Below are 19,152 nucleotides of genomic sequence, written 5' to 3' on the forward strand. Positions count from 1 at the left end.
TAGAGACCCCTCATCCGACGCGCTTCGCGCGCCACCTTCTCCCACAAGGGGAGAAGGAAGAGGAACACAGCCCGCGTTTCCGATACCGCCTCACATCCTTTTGGCGACTTCTTCCAGCATGACCTCGGTGGCACCGCCGCCGATGGTCAGCACGCGGGCATCGCGCACCATCCGCTCGATCGGGGTACCGCGCATGAAGCCGGTGCCGCCATGCAGTTGCAGGCAGCCATGCACGACCTCGTGCAACACCTCCGGTGACAACGCCTTCACCATCGACACTTCGCGCGGACAGGGCTTGCCGGCTTCGACAAGCTCCGCCGCGTGATAGGCGAGCGCCCGGGCAGCGGCGGCCTTGGTCGCGAGCGAGGCGAGTTTGAGTCGCACTGCCTGCTGGTTCCACAAGTGGCCGCCGAATGCCTGGCGGCTCTTCACATAGTTGGTGGTGAGTTCGATGGCCTTGGCGGACTCGCCGGCGCAGATGCCGCCGATGCAGATGCGCTCGTTCTCGAACGTTTCCATGATCCCGTAGAAGCCGCGGTTCTCCTCGCCCAGCAGATTAGCGGCGGGGATCCGAACATCCTGGAACGCGATCTCAGCGGTGTCGGAACAAAGCCAGCCGTGCTTGTCGAGTTTTGTCACGGAGATACCCGGCGTCGTCCGCTCCACAATGAAAAGCGAAATGCCACGGCTGCCCTTGGCGGCGGGATCGGTGCGCGCGGCGACAATCAGGATGTCACCATACACAGCGTTGGTGATGAACATTTTTGAGCCGTTGATCACCCAGCAATCGCCATCGCGGCGGGCCCGCGTCTTCAGCCCGGCAACGTCGGAGCCGGCATCGGGCTCGGTCACCGCGATCGAACAGATCGTCTCGCCCCGGATAATCGCGGGCAGATACTGCTGCTTCTGTTCGGGCGTGCCGCGCAGGGTAATGTGGACGGCCGACATGTCGGTATGAACAAGCACCGACGAGGTGAAGCCGCCGAAGGTCGAGCGCCCGAGCTCCTCCGCCCACACCATCGACGCCAGCGGGCCCATGTCGGTGCCGCCATATTCGGCAGCGTGGCGCATGCCGAGAAAGCCGAGCGCCCCCATGCGGCGATAGATTTCGCGCGGGATCTTGCCGTCGCGCTCCCACTGCTCGCCATACGGCACGACCTCCTTCTCGACAAAGCGGCGGACCTGCTCGCGCAGCATCCGCAACTCCTCGGACAGATGCGGCTGCTCCGAGAAATGGAACTCGCTGTCGGCGTGGCTGCGCGGGTCGGCGGGCCTGATGTTCATGATGGAGCCCTCTCGGCCTTGATATGAAGGTGTTGGTTGAGAAATTGCGCGATCGACGCGATGGCCCGATGCGCCTCAACAAGCTCCGCGCTGAACATCTGGAAGACATGGATCATGCCGTCCCAGACTTCCAGATTGACATCGACACCGGCGGCGCACGCCTTGTCGGCGAGCATGACGGAATCATCGAGCACGGTTTCGCGGTCGCCGACCTGGATCAATAGCGGCGGCAAACCGGCAAGGTCAGCATACAGCGGCGATACCAGGGGATCGCGGGGATCACCCTGTCCGCCCAGATAATTCTTGGCCAGCGCCAGGATCATCGGACGCTGATGGATGGGGTCCGCTTCGGCACGGCTGACGTAACTCGCGCCGGTCGCTGCCAGATCGGTCCATGGCGACATCAGCACTGCCGATACCGGCAGCGGAAGCCCGCGTTCGCGCAAGGTCAGCATCGCGGCGAGCACGAGATTGCCGCCGGCGGAGTCTCCGGCAAAGGCGATACTGGCGGGCTTTAGCCCCTCATCAAGCATCCAGCCATAGGCCGCGAGCGCATCGTCCAGCGCAGCCGGGAAACGATGCTCCGGCGCAAGTCGGTAGTTGATGGCGAGCACCCGGCAGCCGCTGGCAAGTGCGATCTGCGCAATCAGGTCGCGGTGCGAGGCTACCGAGCCGATGCGGAAGCCGCCGCCATGGAAATAGAGAATGGCCCGATCCACGGGCGCATCAGCGGGCGATATCCATTCGCCCTCGACGCCACCGGCAAAGATACGTTCGCAGTTCACGCGTGCGGCGCTGCCTCCGAAGGCCGCATCCCAATCCTCGCGCATTTGGGTCACTGACGTGTCGCGGTTCCAGCCACGGTAAACTGCGCGAATGCGCGCGATCGCAAGATCGATCGGCGCCGTTGTGATATCTTCGCCTGCGCGCGCCATCTCAGCCGCCTATTCCCATGCCGCCGGAGACGCCGATGGTTTCACCGGTGATATAGCCCGCCTGATCGGATGCCAGAAACAATACCGCGGCGGCGATCTCTTCGGGCTCGCCCAAGCGCCGCAACAGGGTGGCATCGGTCATGGCGCGCAAGATCTTGTCGCCGCCCTTGGCGACGGCCGCCTCCAGCATCGGCGTGCGGATCGGCCCCGGCGCGATGGTGTTGGCGGTAATTCCGAAGCGGGCGTTTTCACGCGCAATGCTCTTGGTGAAGGCAATGACGCCGCCCTTGGCGGCGGAATAGACTGCGCCGCCCTTCGAGCCAAGCCGCGCCGCTTCCGAGGTGATGTTGATGACACGCCCGAAACCGGCCGCCTGCATCGCCGGGAGCGCGGCGTGCGTGCATGCAAAGGCCGAGACCAGATTGACCGCGAGCAGCCTTGTCCAATCTTCCGGCGTCGTGTCGGTGAAGAAGGCGTGCTGGTCGACGCCGGCATTGTTGACCACGATATCGAACGGCCCGTGCTGCGCCATGATCGCCTGCACCATAGTGGTATCACCGACATCGAGGCGGGCCGCGGTCGCGCCGAGCTGCCCGGCGAGGTCCGATGCCTTGGTGATATCGAGATCAGCGATCACGACGTTCGCGCCGGCACCGGCAAAACTTCGCACGATCGCAGCACCAATGCCCTGCGCACCGCCCGAGACGAAAGCGCGACGGCCGTCGAGCCGCCCGAATGCGCGCGTGCCAGAGGCAGGCACTGACTAGCGTCCCGTAAAGATAGGCTTGCGCCGCTCGATCACGGCGGCGAGCCCTTCCCGCGCGTCGGCCATGCCAGACAGCTCGGACACGGTGCGCGCTTCCTCGGACAGGCATTGCTCGATGCTGGTACCGGTCCCGGCCCAGACCAGCCGCTTGGTCGCGGCCAGCGCTTTCGGCGCGCCCCCCGCCAGTTCCCGCGCCATGGCGAGCGACGCCTCGGCCAGCTCGGCATCCGGAACGACCTTGGTGACGATGCCGATTTCCAGAGCTTCCGCCGCCGATATCACCGGATTTGTGAGTAGGATCGACATCGCCCGGCGCAAACCGACCAGCCGCGACAGCGTAACGGAGACGCCCGCGTCAGGCGCCATCGCGACTCGCGTCGCGCCTGCGAGGAATTTGGCGGATTCGCCTGATATGACGATGTCGGACGCGCAGACGAGGCCGAAGCCGCCGCCACCTGCCGCAAATCCCTGCACTGAGGTAATCACCGGCGCCTCCAGCCGCAGCAATCCCGTCACCGCGTTCTGCAGATATGCCGTGGCTTGCCTGATGTAGTCAGGAAGCTTTTCGCCCTTCGATGCAAACGCTCTGATATCACCGCCCGCGCAAAAATTCGTGCCCTCCCCACTCAGCAGCAGCACGCGCAAATCCGGCTGACTATGGCAGACCATGATGGCGTCGCACAGCGCGCTGAGCAATTCAGCACTCATGCCATTGGCGGCATCGGGACGGTTGAGCCGCAGCCGCGCGATGCCGCCTGAGATGTCGAGCAGAACGGGGCCTTTATCGATCATGGCAATTTTCCGCCTTTGGCTAGATTCTTTTTTTGACGCATTTTCTTCACGCGAATCGGATTCCACTTCGCTTGAAAACGCTCCGCTCTAGATGAGGAACGAGAGCGTAAACAGCGCTTTCTCGTTGTTGACCAGGATCACCTTCTTGTACGCCATCCGCAGCTCGCCATCGACGTAACGCAGCCGGTATTCGTTGCGGGCGGCCCAAATCGTGTCGTCGCGCAGACTGGATTCGAACACCATGCTGTTGCTGGCGACCGAGATATCGCCGCCGGCCTGCTCGTCCAGCAATTCGATGTTGGAGACGAGCCGCCGCAGCCGCGATTGCGGCGTCTGGGTGTGGCGCTTGCCGGTCAGCAACTGCTTGATGCGGAGCGAAATGCGCGAACGATTGTCGTAAATGATCGACATTTCCTTTTCGGGGTCGATATCGTCGCCATTGGCCGGAACCCAATAAACGCCGTCATCGGTCCAGAGCGCCTCCCAGGCCTCATACGCGTGCTCGTCCTGCAGCCGCGCCTCCTTGTAGATGAAGGCCGTTACCGCGCTCGCCAGCGTGGCGCTGCTGTCACGCGACAGCATCACACCGCCTCCATCAGACTGCGATAGTGCCGCCAGATGCCGCGCGACGGGATTTCATCGGTGACGTGGCCGACCTTGAAGCCGAGTTCGTCCTGGCGCTCGCGCTTCGCGCCGCGGCCGAGGAAAATCCATTCGGGGTTGCGCGCCAGCACGCCACGATGGCAGCGCTCGTACATCTCTGAATCGTCGGCGAGCAGCAATCCAGCGGGACCGACCGATCCCATGGTCTGCTGGCGCAAACGCCGATTCATGTCCGGCGCCCCCTTGAACTGCAACGCGGTGACATGCTGCACGCTGTCGTCGACCGCGAGCGGCTGGATCACGAACATCTGGATTTCGGCGATGAACAGGTTCGGAAAGATCATCACATGCGGCGTGCCGTCGATCATGATCTCGCGCGCCTTCTGGTCGCCATAGGCCGCCTTCATCCGCGACGTATAATCCGGCAGCCGCTCTTCGGTGGTGCCGAACCAGCTCATCGGCGTGTCGCGCTTGCGAAATTCAGGCCGCAAATCGATCTCGGTATGGCCGTTGCCGTAGTCACGCGTCACCGCCGTCGAGGCGCCGCCATAGAGCTTGCCGATCGCGCTGTCGGCGACACCGAAGATCGAGGAATGCACAAAGGCCGGATGATAGCCGTCGCATTCGTTCTCCAGGATGAATTTCCAGTTGGCCTTGACGCGATGCTTGAGGAAGCCCGCGGTAACCTCGACCTCCCCCTCCGGCGAGAAACGAACCAGACGATCGATGGTTTCGGCCGCACCGCCGAGATGCTCTTCCAGATCAGGGCCTTCGGCGGCAAACGAGCCGAACACAAAGCCGCGATAGGATTGCACCCGCGTCACGCGCCCCAACGCCAGCTTTGACTTGTCCTGGCCTTCATAACCGTCGGGAAAGGCGTAGCCGACCAGACGGCCGTCATTGGCGAAAGTCCAGGAATGGAACGGGCATGTGAACGAACGCGCGTTGCCCTTGTCATAGGAGCAGACCTGATTGCCGCGATGCGAGCAGCGATTGAGCAACAGATTGACCTTGCCCTGTTCGTCGCGGGTCATGATAACCGATTGCGGCCCGATCGACTTGACGACGTAGTCGTTCGCGTTCGGGACCTCGCTCTCATGCCCGACATAGACCCAGGTGCGGTACCAGATGTTCTGCAATTCGGCTTCGAAGATCGCGGGGTCGCTGTAGAGCGAGCCATGCACCCGATCCGGCCGGATCAATTCGCCCCACTGCGACGCGCGCGGCACGACGTTCATCGCTGCACCTCCCGTTGGCTGCCCAGGGCTTCTCTTGCGGAAACCTGCGGCTTGGGCTAAAAATAATCCGACTGACCGTTCGAATAATAGCACCGGCGCTTGGCGGCTTCAAGGGAATTTTCCGTTCAGCCGCGAGAACAGCGAATTTGCTAGGAGGATCATCGGGATGGAAGAAGTCAGCCCAGCCGATCTGGCCCGCGCGCTCTACGCCGCGCTCGCCGCTGGCGACCGCGATCAGCTCGACGCGCTGTTGCATCCGGAATTCACCGGCCGCACCGCCGAGGGCATGCCGTTCGGCATCGGCGGCGATCATGAAGGACCCGCGGCCATGCGGCGCAATGGTTGGGGAGCCATCGCCCGGCATTTCGAGGCGCGCGCCGAGCCGGAACGGTTTCTCGATCTCGCCGATGGCCGTCTGCTGGTGACCGGCCGTTACCGCGGCCGCGGCAAGCAAGGCGGCGCCGCGCTCAACGCCGCCTTTGCCCATCTAATCGCGATCGACCAGGGGCGCATCAAGTCGCTCGAGCAGTTCACCGACACCGCGCGCTGGCATGACGCCGCGGAGCCGCTACGGACCGTGCTGCTTGATTTCGAATTCGGCGTTGCAACCTTGCGGCTGAACCGTCCGGACAAGGGCAATGCAATCGACGAAAGCATGGCCGCGGATCTCGCCGAAGCTGCAACACAGATTGCGGAAAGGCCGGATGTCCGCGCCGTGCTGATCGCCGGCAACGGGCCGAATTTTACGGTCGGCGGCGACCTCGGCCTGTTCGCAGGAACCGCACGCGAGCAATTGCCAAACCGGCTGCGCCGCATGATCGACAGCTATCATCTGGCCATCGAGAGACTGACCAGCATCGACGCGCCTGTTGTCGCCGCAGTGCGCGGCGGCGCGGGTGGCGGCGGATTGGGCCTGCTCTACGCCGCCGACATTGTCGTGGCCGCCGACGATGCGCGATTTGCGCTGGGTTATGGCGCGCTCGGCCTGACTGCCGATGGCGGCAACACCTGGTTCCTGCCGCGCATGGTCGGGATGCGACGCGTCCAGGAGCTGTTCCTGCTCAACCGTCGCCTCACCGCTCAGGAAGCGCTCGACTTCGGACTGGTATCGCGCCTGGCTCCTGATGATGCCGTCGAGAACCAGGCAGCCGCCCTCGCCGCGACACTTGCCGCAGGTCCGACACGCGCCTTCGGCGCCGTCCGCCGCATGCTGAGGCAGTCATTTGAAACCGGCCTGTCGGATCAGCTCGAAGCTGAAAAAGACTCTATCGTAGCGGCCAGCCGCACGGATGACGCGCAAGAGGGAATCGCCGCCTTCATAGCCAAGCGTCGCCCGCAATTTCGCGGTGGATGAGCAGACCGAACGAACGACAATTCAACATCAGCCCACCACTGACGCCGCAGCGCGTTCAGTTCAGCCCGCTCATATTGGTTGTTGCAAGTTTTTTTGATCTCCCGGTGCACACATCGTGCACCCGCCGCCTTCTAAGCAATTGAAAAACTTGAATTCTCGTTCTCATCCATCATGGGCGCGACGGAAAAGCGATAGTCTTGATATTTCAATATCTTATCTTGCTCTCTCAATGTGATGAAGCACGAACATGTGCGACTCCAAACTGGTCGAAATTCATGCTGGACGGGCGGTTATATTATTTTCGCGAGAATAATATAACCGCCGAGAGGCCCGTCGCCGGCCGCGCGCGAGCCGCGGTCCCTTTTCAGCTGACGGGGCGCACAGCGATCAATTGAGGAGGAAGTCGCTCGCAAACGTGATGTGGCCTGGCATGATGCCCTCGACCAGAGCTCGGAAGTACCAAACCGTACCAGCACGCCGCCCTCAGTATGCTCCGTGATCGTGAGTTTTGTGCGGCGTTCGCGGGGGTGATGCCGGACGCTGAACGACCACGAGATTCCCCGTCACGAGATGAGCCAGCCGGGCGACATCGCCCAACTGGTCGAAACCGCCCTCATGCTGCCGAACAACGTGTCGGTCTCCGAACTGCTCGTCCACTGCCAGTTCGAGCCGATGCTGTAGCGATCGCTTCGACCGTTGCACTTGGGCCGCGCTATACCTTGAAAATGCGATCCAACCGACTGATCAACCGGACGTCATCATTTCGCCGACGCTGACGTTCCAACCTCATCGATCAGCTTCCAGGACGAACCTTCAAATTTCGCCATGCGCAGCGATTCATAGGGTGCGTAGTCCTGCGGCGTGGTGTTGAGCTGAATTCCGGGCAGCATCATCTTGAGACGCGTGCCCTTCATGTTGGTCGCCTGTTTCAGGAGATTTTCCCGCGTCAGGTCGTCTCCGCACTTCGTAATCGCCTTGACGATACCCTGCACGTTGACATAGCCCGACAGGGCGACGAAATCGCCGGGATTGTCGTTCGGCGCCCACTTCTTCATGAACTCCACATACTCCTTCACCTCGGCGTCATCGGCCCAGGCCGGATCACCAGCCTGCTTGGTGAATTGCGTCGTGATGATGCCTTGCGCGTTATCGAAGCCGGCCGGCTCCAGCACCGTCTTGACCGAATTGGTCGGGCTGGCAAGGAACTGCAGCGGCGTCCAGCCCGTCTCCTTCACCTTGCGCAGGCCTTGCGCGGTGAATTTCGGCGTCGAGAAGTACAGCAACGTGTCGGCGCCGGAATCCTTCAGGCGAACGATCTGCGAGTCGATGGTCGGCTCGGTTATTTCATAGGTCACTTCGGCAACGATCTTGATCTTGTCGCCGAGCCCAGCCTTCAGGCCGACCAGAAAGTCCTTGCCGTAATCATCGTTCTGATACAGCACGCCGATTTTGGCCGCCGGCTTGTGCTTGAGGATGTACTGCCCGAACGTCTTCCCCTCCATCTCGAAGCCCGGATACATCGGCACGGTCCAGGGGAAGTTCTGCGGATCGGCGAAACGCCGGCCGCCGGCAGACACGAAGATATGCGGCACCTTGGCGCCGTTCAGATATTTCTGGATCGCGACATTCGGTGTGGTGCCCACGGTACCGACATCGGCCAGCACCTCGTCATTCTCGACCAGTTTTCGGGTCTGTTCGATTGCCTTCGGCGGACTGAAGGCGTTGTCGAGCGAGATCATGTTGATCTTGCGGCCGTTGATGCCGCCCGCCTCGTTGACCATCTTGAAATAGCCGGTCATCACGCGGCCGTAGCTGGAGAACGCCGATGCCGGCCCGCTATAGGGCACGGTCTGGCCGAGCTTGATCTCGGTATCGGTGACGCCGGGCCCGTATTTCTTCTCGGCGGCCGACAGATCACCGGTCGTTGCGACGGCCATCACGGCAACCGCGGCTATCAATCCAAATTTCCGGATCATGCTTCCCTCCCGTTTAGCCCGCTTGAACGGATCTCAATTTAACGGTACACTAGCATACTAATTTTTACCTTACAAGCAAGTTAGCCGGTTTCTTTTGTCGCGGGCCCGTAGGTAGCGGTGTCGGCGCGCATCAGCACGGCCTACCCTTCTACTCGCACGCCCTGGATTCGCCTTTGGTTTCCTGCAGTTCAATCCGGTCGATCTGCGCGAACAATTCATCCGCAATATCAAGATCGGCTGCGAAGTTCATGGGATCGGCGTGGCCGCAGATCACGTCGGCGAAATGCCAGGTCGCCACAGCCACCACCCGGTCCTTTGCCATCATCGCGATCTTGAGCGGATGCCTGGCGCCGACACCGCGTGCGGTCTGGTAGCCGTCAGCGATGCAATAGAGTTCGACCCGCATTTTCCCGGTCGCTACCGCCTGGATCGAAACCTCGATGTCGCAAAAGCCGAACGCGGGATCGTCGCGCGAGCCCTCCGCATAGAAGTAAAATGCACCGATTTTGCCATGCGCGCACGGACCCAATGCGCGGTCGCGCGGCACCTGCGGGTCCGGCCTTGCCGGCGTACGCGGCGGGAGAAGCCCAAGCGAACAGAATTGACGATAGGAATAGCAGGTAGCCAGAACAGCCTCCCCTCACATTCGCTTCAAGCCGGGGCCCTGATGTCGAGACCCAACAAGCCCTTTGCATTGCTCATAAACGTTTCACGCGCGAGGCCCAGCGCCCGCTCGGCAAACTCGACCGGCCGATCCTGTTTGATCATGAACGGATAGTCCGACCCGGCCACAATGCGGTCCTTGCCGACCTTGGTCACCAGATAGTCCAACGCGACATCGTCATAGAGGATGGTGTCGTAGTAGAACGACTTCACCATCTCGCCGGGATCGCGCGGAAACAGGCTATTTAGCGGCGGTCCGATACTCCGGGCGTGCCGCAGCCGTGGCAGGATCCAAGGCAGCGCGCCGCCGCCATGGCTGAGCAGGATCCGCAGATCTGGGAAGCGCTCAGTCACACCGTTGGTCATCAGCGACACGGCGGCAAAAGCGGTTTCGAGCGGAAATGCAGCGACCGCCGCCAGCTCGGGCCGGCCACCCATGCGGTCGAGACCGAGCGGGTGCAGCGGATGGACCATCACCAGCAGCCCCGCCTGCTCGGCCGCGGCATAGATATCGTGCAGCCTGATATCGCCGAGCGGAATACCGTTGATGTGGCTGCCGATCTCGATGCCGCGCAGGCCGAGAGATTTGATCTCTTCCAGCCGTTTGACGGCGAGAGACGCATCCTGCATCGGCGCCATGCCGATGCCGATGAATTTCCTGGGGTTCGCATGGCAGAGTTCAGCGATGCCCTCATTGATACACCGGCACAACGCGTCGGCATCCGCGGCCGGAAACCAGTGCGACAGCAGTTCCGGCATTGGCGAGACGACCTGCACGTCGACATCGTCGGCCGACATGTCATGGATGCGGCGGTTGGCGTCCCAGCTTCGGGAATCGATGACGCGGAACACCTTGCCGCCGACCATCACCGCGGCCCCATCCGCGCCCTTGCGTTCGATCGACGGCCAGAGCGGATTGCGCCCGGCGTGCTGCGGAATGCTGCCGGGAACGAAATGAGTATGGGTATCGATGGCCTCGGCCACAACGCGCTTCCTCGATATTGTCATGCACCGCACTAATTCCGCACATTCTCCGGGCGGAACCTGCGATGTCACTTTACAAGCAGGTTGGACTGTTTTTAATATGGATGCAATCGAAAGAATGGACGGCAGGGTTTTGCGAACCTCGCTCGACCGGCTTCATGAAAACGGCGCGACGATCAAGATCGCGTCAGGGAGCGAAAGCGGAAATTGTCGGCGCCAATCGAAAACATCGTGATTGCAGGAGCAGGCCAGGCCGGGGGCCGTGCGGCGGAAGCGTTGCGCGCCCGCGGCTTTCAGGGCGCCATCACCATGCTCGGCGAAGAGCCCCACCCGCCCTACGAGCGGCCGCAATTGTCCAAGGCGATGCTGCACAGCCCGGGAGTGGCGGTTGCCTATCTCAAACAGACCCAGGATTGGAGCGACGTCCTGAACGTTCGGCTCGAAACCGGTGCGGCAGTAACCGATTGCGACGCCGACCGCCGCACGGTTACCACGGCCGATGGCCGTTCGTTCGCCTACGATCGCCTGCTGATCGCAACGGGAACGCGGCCTCGCCGGCTTGCTGCACTGGAAAACCCGGGCCTTGAAATTCAGTACCTGCGCAACGTCGAGGATGCGCTGCGCTTTCGCAAATCCGTTCAACATCAATCCCGGATCGTGATCGTCGGCGGCGGCGTGATCGGGCTGGAGGCGGCCTGCGCAGCGGCCAGGAACGGATGTCGTGTCACGGTGATCGAGAGCGAGCCGCGCTTGCTGGCCCGGGCATTCCCGCCGCTCGTCAGCGACATCGTCGCCGCCAGCCATCGCAGCCATGGCGTCAACTTCATCTTTGGCGCGACCGTCACCGGAAGTACGCCTGATGGCGTTCAGCTCAGCAATGGCGAAGAAATCGAAGCGGATCTGGTGCTGATCGGCATTGGCGTCGAACCGGTGCCGACGGTCGCGGAACGGCTTGGTTTGCCGTCGCAAGTCGGAATCGCCGTCGATGCCTGCGGCCGCACCGCGGCCTCAGGCGTATTCTGCGCCGGCGATGCCGCCCTGCAATGGAGCCGATGTCACGGCCGCGCGATCCGTGTCGAGACCTGGGCCAATGCGCAGAACCAGGCGATTTCGGTGGCGGCGAACATGATCGGCGAGGCCAGAGAATACAGCGACCCGCCCTGGTTCTGGACCGACCAGTATGACCTGAACATTCAGGTCGCCGGTGACATGCTCGACAGCGACCACATCGTCCGCGGCGATGAACGTTCTGGAAAATTCTCGGTTGTAGCGATGCGCGGCTCGGAAGTGGTCGGCGCGCTGTCGGTCAATGCCGCCAAGGAGATGGCCATGCTCAAGCGTGTAATCGCAGCGAACGCCAAGCCGTCACGTGCCGACCTTGAATCGCCCGCCTACGATCTGCGGGCCGCCTTGAAATGAAAAGCAAAGAAATTTCCAGGGAGAAACAGCAATGAACGCGTTCCAACGGATGAATACCGCGCTCATGATCGATGAAGGCAAGAAGATATTCAAGGTTTCGCGCCGGGCCTTTGTCGATCCCGATATTCTGGAGGCCGAGCGGGCGCAGATCTTCGACAAATGCTGGCTCTACCTCGGCCATAGCTCCGAACTCGCCAAGCCCGGGGATTTCGTCACACGCTCGGTCGGGGGGCGGAACATCCTGTTCGCGCGCGATGGCAAGGGCAATCTCAAGGCGATGCTCAACACCTGCCCGCATCGCGGTGCGCAGGTCTGCCGCGAAAAGCACGGCAGCGCCAAATCCTTCCAATGCTTCTATCACGGCTGGGTATTTGGGCTCGATGGAACGCTGCGCAGCCAGCCTGGCGAGTCCTCCTACGCCGAGGATTTCAAGGAGCGCTCGACCTCCAACATGCAGCAGGTGGCTCGGTTCGAGAGCTACCGCGATCTCAATTTCCTCTGCTTCGACAAGGGCGTCGAAAGTCTCTCGGACTATCTGGGTCCGGTGAAGGAGTATCTCGATGTGATCTGCGATCAGGCCGAGATGGGAATGATCATCGTCGGCGGCACGCAGGAATACTCGATGCGGGCGAACTGGAAGCTGCTGACCGAGAACAGCATCGACGGCTACCACGCGTTGACGACGCATGCGACCTATCTGGACTATCTGAAGTCGGCGACCGGCGCGCTGGCTCAGGTCGCCTTTGAGGGCTCGGCGCGCGATCTCGGCAAAGGACATGCCGTGCTCGAGTACAAGGCGCCGTGGGGTCGCCCCGTCGCGCAATGGATTCCCTCATGGGGCGAAGAAGGAAAACGCGAGCTTACCCGTCTCTATGATGGCCTGGTGAAGCGTTTCGGCAAGGAACGCGCCGATCGCATCGCCACCTTCAACCGCAATCTGTTTATCTTCCCGAACCTGGTGATCAACGACATCATGGCCGTGACGGTGCGAACCTATTATCCCGCCGCGCCCGACTTCATGAACATCAGCGCCTGGGCCCTGGCCCCCAAGGAAGAGACCGAATGGGCGCGGAAGTACCGGCTGTTCAACTTCCTGGAATTTCTCGGGCCCGGCGGCTTTGCAACACCTGACGACGTCGAGGCGCTCGAACAGTGCCAGCGCGGTTTTCGCAACTCCGCCGAGGCGCAGTGGAACGACATTTCGAAAGGCATGGGCAAGGACAACCCGTCCTACGACGACGAATTGCAGATGCGCGCGTTCTGGTCGAACTGGAACGAGCATATTTTCAAGGTGCCGGCATGAGCGACGGAGTAACCGCGATGCACACCATAGCCCGTACCGACGTCGAGGATTTCCTGTTCGCCGAAGCCGAACTGCTGGATGAATGGCGGCTTCCGGAATGGCTGGAGCTGTTCACCGACGACGCGATCTATTATGTCCCGGCGACGGATCTGGCCGTCGACGCTTCGCCCGACAACAACCTGTTCTATGTCGCCGACGACCGCTTCCGTCTCAGCGAGCGGGTCAAGCGCTTGATGAAACGAACCGCGCATGCCGAGTTCCCGCATTCGCGGACACGACACCTCGTCAGCAACGTCCGTATCAGAAAGCATATCGGCGACGATATCGAGGTGAGTTCGGCCTTTATCACCTACCGCACCAAGGATGGCGTCACCGACACGTATTTCGGCAGCAACCGGTATCGTCTGGTGCCCGGCAACGGCACCTTCCGGATCAAGGAAAAGCGCTGCCTCTTGGACAGCGAAGGTCTTCGCGCCCAGGGCCGCGTCAGCATCATTCTGTGAAAGCAAGGCAGGCAATGGATCAAAAGCTCAGGGATAATGTCGCCATCGTCACCGGTGCGGCCAAGGGCATCGGCCTCGCGATCGCCGAGCGGTTGGCGCGGGACGGTGCCAAGCTCGTGCTCGCCGACCTCGACGAGGCCGGGCTGAAACAGGCCGCCGCCCATCTCGGCAAAGAGTTCGGCGCCGAGGTCACCAGCCATGCCGGCGATCTCTCCGATCAGGGCACGGCGGAAAAAACCATCAATCTCGCGAGCGAGCGCTTCGGCCGCCTCGACATCCTCATCAACAACGCCGGCGGCGGCATCATCAGGGCATTCGTCGAACAAACGCCGGAAACCCTGAAAACCACCATCGACCGCAATCTCTGGACCGTGCTGTGGTGCTCCTGGTACGCGGTTCCCAGGATGCGCGAGCAGGCGTATGGCCGCATCATCAACCTCGGCGCCGATTCAGTCCGCAACGGCCTGTGGGATCATGCCGCCTATAACGCGGCCAAGGGCGGCGTTCATGGCCTTACGACAGGCATGGCACGTGAATTCGCCAAGGACGGCATCACGGTCAATACGGTCGCCCCCTGCGCGGTCAACACGCCGCAGATGGTGGCGATCACCAAGAGCAACCCCGCGCTCGCCGCCAAGTTCGTCAGCGTCATTCCCATGGGCCGTCCGGCCGAAATGGAAGAAGTCGCCTCGATGGTTTCCTATCTCGCTTCCGCCGAAGCGTCGTTCGTGACTGGACAGGTCATCAGCGTCAACGGCGGCAGCACCATGCTCTAGGTCTTGATATGGGTGAAACAGTCGTTCTCTGCGCGGCCAATGAAGTGGTCGAAGGTGAAATCAAGCAGGCGCCGCTGCCAGATGGCTCCAACGTGGCGCTCTACCGGGTCGACGGCGCGATCTACGCCACCGCCGACATGTGTACCCATGGCGAGGCGTCGCTTGCGGAAGAAGGCATCATCACCGGGAGGACCGTCGAGTGCACGTTCCACTTCGGCACCTTCGACGTGACCACCGGCGAGCCGACCGGCATGCCCTGCGAGATCGCACTGAAAACATATCCCGTCACTATCGTTGACGGCAACGTTCAGATCGAGGTCTAGAAATGGCGAACCGTCCTGACCGTGTCCCCGCCCCGCTGAAATCCGCGCGCCGCCCGCTCGGCACCGCCCGGCGAAGAACCCAGGCCGAGCGGACCGAGGAAACCCGCACGCGCATCCTCAAGGCCGCTTCCGAACTCATTCGCCGGCGCGGCTACGCCCGCTTTCGGACCGCCGACGTCGCCGCCGAAGCGGGACTTTCCCGTGGGGCGCAGCTTCATCATTTCCCGACCAAGGATTCGCTTGTGGTCGCCACCCTCGAGTACGTCTTCGAGCAAGCCCAGATCCAAAGCCGCCGCCGCGCGGCGGCCGTCAATCGGCCGCGTGACCTGATCGAAGCCGTGATCGAGGACGCGCGCGAGTTCTTCTTCAGCGAGCATTTCCTGGTGGCGATCGACATCGTGCTGTCGACGTCGACCGATCAGGCCGTGCGCAAGCAGATCCTTGATATCTCCCGCAAGGCGCGCCGGCCGGTCGAGACGGCCTGGACCGAAGCGCTGGCCGCGAGCGGCGTGCCGCCGTCGCTGTCAGCCGACATCGTCGCCCTGACGCTCAGTCTGGTGCGCGGCATGGCGCTGCGCACGCTGTGGGACAACGACCCCAAATGGTTCGACGAGCTGTTCGCGGTGTGGCGGCGGATGATCAAGATTTTCCTGGAATCCCAGCATCCGAAGGCGCGGGCGCGATGAACAACGGCCGCACCACCCCCCTGATCACCTCGGTCTGCTACGTGCGCCTCGCCGTCAGCGAGCCGGGCGCCAGCGCACGCTTTGTGTCCGATATTTTCGGCCTGCAACGCGTCGCCGATCAGGATGGCGAAATCGCCTTTCGTTCCGACGACCGGTTTCGCACGGTGAGCCTTGGCCAGAACGCCGCAGATGGCGCCAGCGTCGGGATCGAGGTCTGGGATGATACGGCGCTGGCAGAAATCGGCGGGCGATTGCGCGAACTCGGCTTCACGGTCCAAGAGGCGTCAGCCGGCGAGTGTCGGCGCCGCTATGTCCAGTCGGCGCTGCTGACCGAAGACGCATCAGGCAACCGGATCGATCTGGCGGTGCGCCCGACGCGAAGCGGACGGCGGTATTTTCCGCCGCGCGATGCCGGCATCGTCGCGTTTCATGGCGTCGGCCTTCGTAGCACCGATCACGCACGCGACCTCGCATTCTGGCGCGCGCTCGGCGCCGAGGTCAGCGACTGGGTCGGCGAGATCGCCTATCTGCGGATCGACGGATTGCACCACCGCATCGCGCTCTATCCGTCGAACCGCAATGGGCTGCTCTATGCGGCGTTCGAGGTCGAGGCGCTCGATCAGATCATGCAGAACAGCTACTTCATGCAGGAAAGCCAGATCAGGATCGTGCAGGGCCCGGGCCGCGAGGCGGCGTCGCGCCAGATGTTCCTGCATGTCGAGGGACCGGACGGCCTGGTCTTCTCCTACGTGAACGGCATGGCCGAACTCGACGGCAAGCCGCGGCTGGCGCGGCAATTCCCGCTTGCTGCCTCCTCGCTCTGCGACTGGGGCAGCGAAAGCAAGGACGTACCGGAACTGAGCGCCGGGCCGATGAACAGGAGAACAACATGATCCAGCTGAAGGATGTGAGCTACGTCCGCCTCGGTTCGCCCGATCTCGAATCGGCCGAGCATTTCGCGACCGCCTGTCTCGGCCTGCAGATTGCCGAGCGCGGCAAGAAGGACCTCTACCTTCGCTCCGACGAGCGTGCGCACACGCTGTGCTACATGGAAGGCGACCCTGATGACCAGACCGTCGGCTTCGAGGTCGAGGACGAGGCGAGCCTGCAGGAAGCGGCCTCAACGCTGGAAGCGCTCGGGCATGCCGTCCACGCAGGGACCGCGCAGGAAGCCGAGCGGCGCAAGGTAAGAGCCTTCATCGGCTTTCGCGATCCGACCGGCAATCACATTGAACTGGTGGTGCGGCCGGAGCGCAGCGGCCGGCGCTATTTCGCCAGCCGCGATGCCGGGATCACCGGCTTCAGCCATATCGGCCTCAACTCCACCGATCCGGCGCGCGACGAGCGGTTCTGGACGCAAGTGTGCAACGCCCGCGTCAGCGACCGGATCGGCGACATTCCGCTGATGCGCGTCAATGCGATCCACCACACCATTGCGCTGGTGCGTGCGCCCAAGGCCGGCATCCAGCACATCAACCACCAGGTCGGGACCAGCGACGACGTGCTGCGCTCCTACTACTTCCTCAATGAGCGGCGCGTGCCGATCGTGTTCGGCCCCGGCCGCCATCCGACCTCAGGCGCGCGCTTCCTCTACTTCATGGGCCCGGACGGCATGATCTTCGAATATTCGGTCGGCGTCGACGAGATCGAAGACGAGGCGACGCACCGGCCGCGGCAATTCGGCTTTGAGCCGACCAGTTTTTGCATGTGGGGCTCCAAACCCGCGGGCATGGCCCTGCCGAACTCCTGATTGGAACAGAACACATGGATCTGGGATTGAAGGGGCGCACCGCGATCGTGTGCGCGGCAAGCCAGGGCCTTGGCAAGGCGAGCGCGATGGCGCTCGCCCGCGAAGGAGTCAACCTCATCATCGCGGCCCGCCGCGGGGATGTGCTGGAGAGCGCCGCCGGCGAGATCGCGGCTGCGACCGGCAACCAGCCCAAAACCGTCATTGCCGATGTGACCACCAACGAAGGCCGCCACGCCATTCTCGCCGCCTGCCCGGCTCCCGACATTCTCATCAACAATGCCGGCGGACCGCCACCCGGAGATTTCCGCAAATTCGAGCGTGAGGACTGGATCAAGGCGCTCGATGGCAACATGCTGGCGCCGATCGCGCTGATCAGGGCGACCATCGACGGCATGATCGCGCGCAAGTTCGGTCGCATCGTCAATGTCACCTCACATGCCGTCAAAGCGCCGGTCGCGATGCTTGCGCTTTCCAACGGCGCGCGCACCGGCTTGACGGGTTTTGTCGCGGGACTGGCCCGGTCGGTCGCCGAGCACAACGTGACGGTCAACAACCTGCTGCCCGGCACGTTCGATACCGACCGCCTCAAGTCCAATCTGGCGGCGCTGGCCCGGAATTCGTCGCGCGAGGTCAGCACCGTGACCGAGGAGATCAGAACGGCCAACCCGACCAGGCGGTTCGGCCATCCCGATGAATTCGGCGCGACCTGCGCGTTCCTGTGCTCGTCGCAGGCCGGTTACATCACCGGGCAAAACATTCTGATCGACGGCGGCGCCTATCCTGGCACCTTCTGATTCGAGCAAGCCCGATTATCTTCGAGCCACTACTCGGTCTTGACGTTGCGATCCTCGATGACTTTGCGCCAGGCGGGAATTTCGGCCGCTATGATGGCGGACAGTTCGGCGGGAGTACTGGTCGCGGCCTCGACGCCGTAGGCCAAGAAGCGGTCGCGCAATTGCGGCATCGCCAGCGTCGTGTTGATGGCAGCGTTGAGTTTGCTGATGATCTCGGGCGGCGTACCCGCGGGAGCCAGCAGCCCGAACCAGGTTTCGACTGAGTATCCCTTCAAGACGTTACCGATGGGCGTGGCACCGGGAGCAACGGCGGAGCGCCCGGGCGATGAGACGCCGAGCAGCTTCACCTTGCCGGATCGGATATGCTCGTTCAGCGTGTCGGATGTTGTCGTGAGCAGGATGTCGACCTCGCCAGCGAGGATCGCGAGCGTTGTCGGTGCCTGGCCGCGGTATGGGACGTGGACCATCTGCAGCCCGGCCTGGTTGAGAAAACGCTCTGTGCTGAGATGTCCGAGCGAGCCCGGTCCGGCAGTCGCGTACAGCATCGGCTTGCCCTGCGCCTTGGCGTAGGCGATCAGGCCGGCGGCGTCGTTCACCGGCACCTTTTCGCTCGCAACCAGGACCAGCGGCGCTTTGGAGACCAGCGAGACCGGCGCAAAGCTCTTCAGCGGATCGAAATCGACGCCCTTTTGAAGCAGTGGGGCGATCGAGATCGGACCGTTGTTTGCAAACAAAAGCGTGTAGCCATCCGGATCCGACCGGGCGGCTTCGTTGGCGCCGGTGGTGCCCGCCGCGCCCCCGCGGTTGTCGATAACGAGCGGCTGGCCGAGGATCTTGGCCATCGGCTCCTGCAGCGCGCGCGCCATGATGTCGGTCGAACCGCCGGCGGGATATGGCACGATGAGCCGGATCGGCCGCGACGGGTAATTGTCCGCGGCGGCCGTTCCGGCAAGGACCACAAGCCCGAGCGCAAGAGCGAAGAAATGAAATCGTTTCACGTCGA

The 19,152-nt window shown here is 62.7% G+C and carries 20 protein-coding genes; 10 read left to right on the forward strand and 10 right to left on the reverse strand.

The genetic code is table 11. The features are described 5' to 3' along the window. Positions 1-90 precede the first annotated feature (90 nt). The 6 genes from JQ574_RS00700 to JQ574_RS00725 all read right to left on the reverse strand — a co-directional run bounded on the left by JQ574_RS00700 (position 91) and on the right by JQ574_RS00725 (position 5,618). Positions 91-1,284 (reverse strand): acyl-CoA dehydrogenase family protein, encoded by a 1,194-nt coding sequence (locus JQ574_RS00700; protein WP_212208336.1) that lies wholly within the window; start codon positions 1,282-1,284, stop codon positions 91-93. Further along, complete coding sequence (locus JQ574_RS00705) at positions 1,281-2,219, reverse strand: alpha/beta hydrolase (RefSeq protein WP_212208335.1); 939 nt, start codon at positions 2,217-2,219, stop codon at positions 1,281-1,283. The genes JQ574_RS00700 and JQ574_RS00705 overlap by 4 nt, the downstream gene beginning before the upstream one ends. Before the next feature lies 1 nt (position 2,220). Then, complete coding sequence (locus JQ574_RS00710; protein WP_212208334.1) at positions 2,221-2,979, reverse strand: SDR family oxidoreductase; 759 nt, start codon at positions 2,977-2,979, stop codon at positions 2,221-2,223. A 3-nt stretch (positions 2,980-2,982) separates the two neighbouring features. Beyond that, positions 2,983-3,777 (reverse strand): enoyl-CoA hydratase/isomerase family protein, encoded by a 795-nt coding sequence (locus JQ574_RS00715; protein WP_212208333.1) that lies wholly within the window; start codon positions 3,775-3,777, stop codon positions 2,983-2,985. Between the two features lie 87 nt (positions 3,778-3,864). Continuing rightward, the gene (locus JQ574_RS00720) at positions 3,865-4,359 is read right to left on the reverse strand and encodes an aromatic-ring-hydroxylating dioxygenase subunit beta (RefSeq protein ID WP_212208332.1); all 495 of its coding nucleotides are present in this window, start codon (positions 4,357-4,359) and stop codon (positions 3,865-3,867) included. Further along, positions 4,359-5,618: a Rieske 2Fe-2S domain-containing protein gene (locus tag JQ574_RS00725; protein ID WP_212208331.1), complete on the reverse strand. Its 1,260-nt coding sequence runs from the start codon at positions 5,616-5,618 to the stop codon at positions 4,359-4,361. The genes JQ574_RS00720 and JQ574_RS00725 overlap by 1 nt, the downstream gene beginning before the upstream one ends. A gap of 166 nt (positions 5,619-5,784) precedes the next feature. On the opposite strand from JQ574_RS00725, the gene JQ574_RS00730 reads away from it, so the two are divergent. Continuing rightward, complete coding sequence (locus JQ574_RS00730; protein ID WP_212208330.1) at positions 5,785-6,972, forward strand: enoyl-CoA hydratase-related protein; 1,188 nt, start codon at positions 5,785-5,787, stop codon at positions 6,970-6,972. Positions 6,973-7,730: 758 nt separating this feature from the next. Here the strand turns inward: JQ574_RS00730 and JQ574_RS00735 are convergent. The 3 genes from JQ574_RS00735 to JQ574_RS00745 form a co-directional block, all read right to left on the reverse strand. After that, positions 7,731-8,948: an ABC transporter substrate-binding protein gene (locus tag JQ574_RS00735; RefSeq protein ID WP_212208329.1), complete on the reverse strand. Its 1,218-nt coding sequence runs from the start codon at positions 8,946-8,948 to the stop codon at positions 7,731-7,733. Positions 8,949-9,096: 148 nt separating this feature from the next. After that, positions 9,097-9,495, reverse strand: a complete 399-nt coding sequence (locus JQ574_RS00740; RefSeq protein ID WP_212208328.1) for a hypothetical protein — start codon at positions 9,493-9,495, stop codon at positions 9,097-9,099. Between the two features lie 104 nt (positions 9,496-9,599). Continuing rightward, on the reverse strand, positions 9,600-10,595 hold the full coding sequence (locus JQ574_RS00745) for an amidohydrolase family protein (protein ID WP_212208327.1): 996 nt from the start codon (positions 10,593-10,595) through the stop codon (positions 9,600-9,602). Positions 10,596-10,802: 207 nt separating this feature from the next. On the opposite strand from JQ574_RS00745, the gene JQ574_RS00750 reads away from it, so the two are divergent. The 9 genes from JQ574_RS00750 (at position 10,803) to JQ574_RS00790 (ending at position 18,149) form a co-directional block, all read left to right on the forward strand. After that, positions 10,803-12,014, forward strand: coding sequence for an NAD(P)/FAD-dependent oxidoreductase (locus tag JQ574_RS00750; RefSeq protein ID WP_212208326.1), 1,212 nt, complete (start codon positions 10,803-10,805; stop codon positions 12,012-12,014). A gap of 31 nt (positions 12,015-12,045) precedes the next feature. Next, positions 12,046-13,317 carry a Rieske 2Fe-2S domain-containing protein gene (locus tag JQ574_RS00755; RefSeq protein WP_212208325.1) on the forward strand — a complete coding sequence of 424 codons (1,272 nt, stop codon included), beginning with the start codon at positions 12,046-12,048 and terminating at the stop codon, positions 13,315-13,317. Then, complete coding sequence (locus JQ574_RS00760) at positions 13,314-13,820, forward strand: aromatic-ring-hydroxylating dioxygenase subunit beta (RefSeq protein ID WP_212208324.1); 507 nt, start codon at positions 13,314-13,316, stop codon at positions 13,818-13,820. The genes JQ574_RS00755 and JQ574_RS00760 overlap by 4 nt, the downstream gene beginning before the upstream one ends. A gap of 14 nt (positions 13,821-13,834) precedes the next feature. Next, positions 13,835-14,596, forward strand: coding sequence for an SDR family oxidoreductase (locus tag JQ574_RS00765; RefSeq protein WP_212208323.1), 762 nt, complete (start codon positions 13,835-13,837; stop codon positions 14,594-14,596). Between the two features lie 8 nt (positions 14,597-14,604). Further along, on the forward strand, positions 14,605-14,919 hold the full coding sequence (locus JQ574_RS00770; RefSeq protein ID WP_212208322.1) for a non-heme iron oxygenase ferredoxin subunit: 315 nt from the start codon (positions 14,605-14,607) through the stop codon (positions 14,917-14,919). A gap of 2 nt (positions 14,920-14,921) precedes the next feature. After that, the gene (locus JQ574_RS00775) at positions 14,922-15,605 is read left to right on the forward strand and encodes a TetR/AcrR family transcriptional regulator (protein ID WP_212208321.1); all 684 of its coding nucleotides are present in this window, start codon (positions 14,922-14,924) and stop codon (positions 15,603-15,605) included. Further along, a complete protein-coding gene (locus tag JQ574_RS00780; RefSeq protein WP_212208320.1) occupies positions 15,602-16,498 on the forward strand; it encodes a VOC family protein in 897 nt (298 codons plus the stop codon). Before JQ574_RS00775 ends, JQ574_RS00780 begins: the two co-directional genes overlap by 4 nt. Then, positions 16,495-17,355, forward strand: coding sequence for a VOC family protein (locus JQ574_RS00785; RefSeq protein ID WP_212208319.1), 861 nt, complete (start codon positions 16,495-16,497; stop codon positions 17,353-17,355). Before JQ574_RS00780 ends, JQ574_RS00785 begins: the two co-directional genes overlap by 4 nt. Before the next feature lie 86 nt (positions 17,356-17,441). Then, positions 17,442-18,149, forward strand: a complete 708-nt coding sequence (locus tag JQ574_RS00790) for an SDR family oxidoreductase (RefSeq protein WP_409410578.1) — start codon at positions 17,442-17,444, stop codon at positions 18,147-18,149. A gap of 29 nt (positions 18,150-18,178) precedes the next feature. Here JQ574_RS00790 and JQ574_RS00795 read toward each other — a convergent pair whose 3' ends face one another. Continuing rightward, on the reverse strand, positions 18,179-19,147 hold the full coding sequence (locus JQ574_RS00795; protein ID WP_212208317.1) for a tripartite tricarboxylate transporter substrate binding protein: 969 nt from the start codon (positions 19,145-19,147) through the stop codon (positions 18,179-18,181). Positions 19,148-19,152: the final 5 nt, after the last annotated feature.

Source organism: Bradyrhizobium sp. AUGA SZCCT0158, from assembly GCF_018130065.1.
In the GTDB taxonomy this organism is placed as follows: domain Bacteria; phylum Pseudomonadota; class Alphaproteobacteria; order Rhizobiales; family Xanthobacteraceae; genus Bradyrhizobium.